The sequence below is a fragment of the Rhizorhabdus sp. genome (genome assembly GCF_018006725.1).
In the GTDB taxonomy this organism is placed as follows: Bacteria; Pseudomonadota; Alphaproteobacteria; order Sphingomonadales; family Sphingomonadaceae; genus Rhizorhabdus.
The window spans coordinates 1-2,606 of sequence record NZ_JAGMXV010000456.1 but is presented as its reverse complement, the minus strand read 5'-3'; the positions used below and the strand labels follow the sequence as shown (position 1 = coordinate 2,606).

At 59.4% G+C, this 2,606-nt stretch carries 3 protein-coding genes; all 3 read right to left on the bottom strand.

Annotated features, from left to right (window positions below):
• Positions 1 to 1,166 (bottom strand): IS1182 family transposase (locus KAY22_RS27770; protein ID WP_296626268.1); only part of this gene is annotated, 1,166 nt, incomplete at its 3' end.
• Between the two features lie 102 nt (positions 1,167 to 1,268).
• Positions 1,269 to 2,129: a formyltetrahydrofolate deformylase gene (gene purU, locus KAY22_RS27765; protein WP_296626267.1), complete on the bottom strand. Its 861-nt coding sequence runs from the start codon at positions 2,127 to 2,129 to the stop codon at positions 1,269 to 1,271.
• A gap of 17 nt (positions 2,130 to 2,146) precedes the next feature.
• On the bottom strand, positions 2,147 to 2,606 hold a 460-nt coding region (thrH, locus tag KAY22_RS27760), incomplete at its 5' end, for a bifunctional phosphoserine phosphatase/homoserine phosphotransferase ThrH (protein WP_296626266.1).

Here is a 2,606-nt window from a genome sequence, read left to right as displayed (position 1 = left end):
AAACCTGAACGTTGGGCGGCACTCGTTCGATATATCGTCGGGCAGATCATTGCGGCGAAGGAGAAAATCCTCGCCCCGCTAACAGCGGCACCGCCGTTCGTCTCGAGTTGACTGAGGAAAATAGGTTTATAAAAATAGCCCTCACGGTGATTGGGGCGGCGATACCCCATCACGCCATAGAGTCCGCGCTCGATGATGCCTTTGCAGACCGCCGGGGTGAAGTAACCGGCATCCAGGCCGACTGCGCCGACGGCAAGATCGAATCGCTCACGCGCCCGATCCAGTCGGCCCAGATAGGGCGTACTGTCATTCACGTTGCCGGCCGTGACGTGGGTGTCTACGATCAGGGCGTGGACGCCATCGACGGTGCGGTGATCCAGGTAGAAGAAACCCACTGGCTTCTGATCGCGAACCATGAAGCCGGCGTCCGGATCGACCGTGCTGCGTTTAATCTCGCGGGTGTTTGCCGTTGCTTCCTCGGTGCCGGTCTCTGGGGCCTCCTGGGCGGCCGTGGCCGGCTCAGGGACCTTCTCTTCCGCGCCAGCCCTTTCCCCTTCGCCGTCATTCCCGGAGGCGGTGCCCTTGTCCCGACGCAGCGGCTTCTGCCCAGTTTCGGCCCGCTCTTTATCGACCGCCGCATCCAGTTCGGCCAGATAAGCCGCCGGTGTTTGCTCGACTAGGACCCGCTCGAAATGACGCTTGTTGGCGCTGGCCTTCAAATGGGTGCTGTCAGTGTAGAGCACGCGTCCGCTGATAAGCTTGTGCTCAATCGCTTGCTCGACGATGCCGTCGAAGATGCGTTGTTCAATGTCCGTCCCGGCAAAGCGACGGCGCCGGTTTTGGCTGAAGGTCGAGGCATCCGGCACCGGATCGGTCAGGCGCAGACCGACAAACCAGCGATAGGCGACATTGACTTCTATTTCTTTGACCAAGCGCCGCTCGGAGCGCACGCCAAACAAGTAGCCAATGAAGAGCATCTTGAACAGCATGACCGGATCGAGTGCCGGGCGTCCATTGTTTGGGCAATACAGGGATTCACACTCGGCGCGGATGAAATCGAACGCAAGGTGCTGGTCGATCAGCCGGAGCAGGTGATCTTTCGGCACCAGCGAGTCGAGGGTCACCATCTCGAGTTCGGTTTGGGTGGGTTGGGCAGGTTTTAACATGTCATAAGCATATCACAAAACCGATGCAACAAAGCCCTCAAAATCGAGGGCTTTGTCAGCAGTCTGAGGGCGCCCCTCGGGGCGCCCTTTTCTTTCCGCGAATCAGCGGAAAACGACGGTCTTGTTGCCGTGGAGTAGCACCCGGTCTTCGAGGAAGTAGCGCAGGCCACGCGCCAGCACGGCTTTCTCGATGTCCTTGCCGTAGCGCACCATGTCCTCGACGGAGTCGGAATGGTCGATGCGAATCACGTCCTGCTCGATGATCGGCCCCTGGTCGAGTTCCGGGGTGACGAAATGGCAGGTGGCGCCGATCAGCTTGACGCCGCGCTGGTAGGCCTGGTGATAGGGCTTGGCACCGACGAAGCTGGGCAGGAAGGAATGGTGGATATTGATGATCTTGTCTGGGTAAGCGGCGCAGAGCTCCGGTGGGATGATCTGCATGTAGCGCGCCAGCACCATGCAGTCGCCACGCGCTTCGGTGAACAGGCGGGTGACTTCGGCGTAGGCGGCGGCTTTGTTGTCCGGCGTCATCGGCACATGGTGGAAGGGAATCCCGTGCCATTCGACAAAGCCGCGGAAGGTTTCGTGGTTCGAGATCACGCAGGGAATCTCGATATCCAGCTCCTTCGCCTGCCAGCGTGCCAGCAGATCGTAGAGACAGTGTTCCTGCTTCGAAACCATGACGACGACGCGCTTCTTGACGGCGCTGTCGGTGATCGACCAGTCCATGTCCAACGCGGTGGCGAGCGGCGCGAACTTGCGGCGGAATTCATCGGCGCCACAAGGCAGCGAGGAGGCGCGAATCTCCATACGCATGAAGTAGCGATTCTCGTTGTTGTCGGAGTGGTAGCTCGACTCGAGAATCCAGCCGTTATGTTCCGCGATGAAGCCGGAAACACGCGCAATGATCCCCACCTGATCGGGGCAGGAAGCGCTCAGCGTATAGAAGTGCTCGTTGTGCATGGGTGCATGGCCTTGGTTCAGATTCTCGCGCTTGCCTTGTTGATCTCGGCGTCGAGTTCGGCGTAGTTCATCGTTACCGGGAACTGCGGGAATTCACGGATGACGTTTTCTGGCGGATGAAACAGGATGCCAGCATGGGCTTCACCAAGCATCGCCGTATCGTTGTAGGAATCACCGGCAGCGATCACCTTGAAATTGAGTTCCTTGAAGCGCTTCACTGCTTCGCGCTTCTGGTCAGGCATGCGCAGGTGGTAATTGACCAGATAGCCGTTGGCGTCGGCTTCCAGCTTGTGGCAGAACAACGCCGGCATGCCGAGTTGCGCCATCAGCGGCATGGCGAATTCGTAGAAGGTGTCGGACAGGATGATGAGCTGATAGCGGCGGCGCAGGTCGTCGAGGAAGTCCTTGGCACCGGCCATTGGCCCCATTTCGGAAATCACCTTCTGGATGTCTGGCAGCCCCAGCTTGTGCTGGGTC

Excerpts from the sequence above, each read along its gene's own strand:
- purU (WP_296626267.1), bottom strand. The coding sequence starts at position 2,129 with ATGCACAACGAGCACTTCTATACGCTGAGCGCTTCCTGCCCCGATCAG.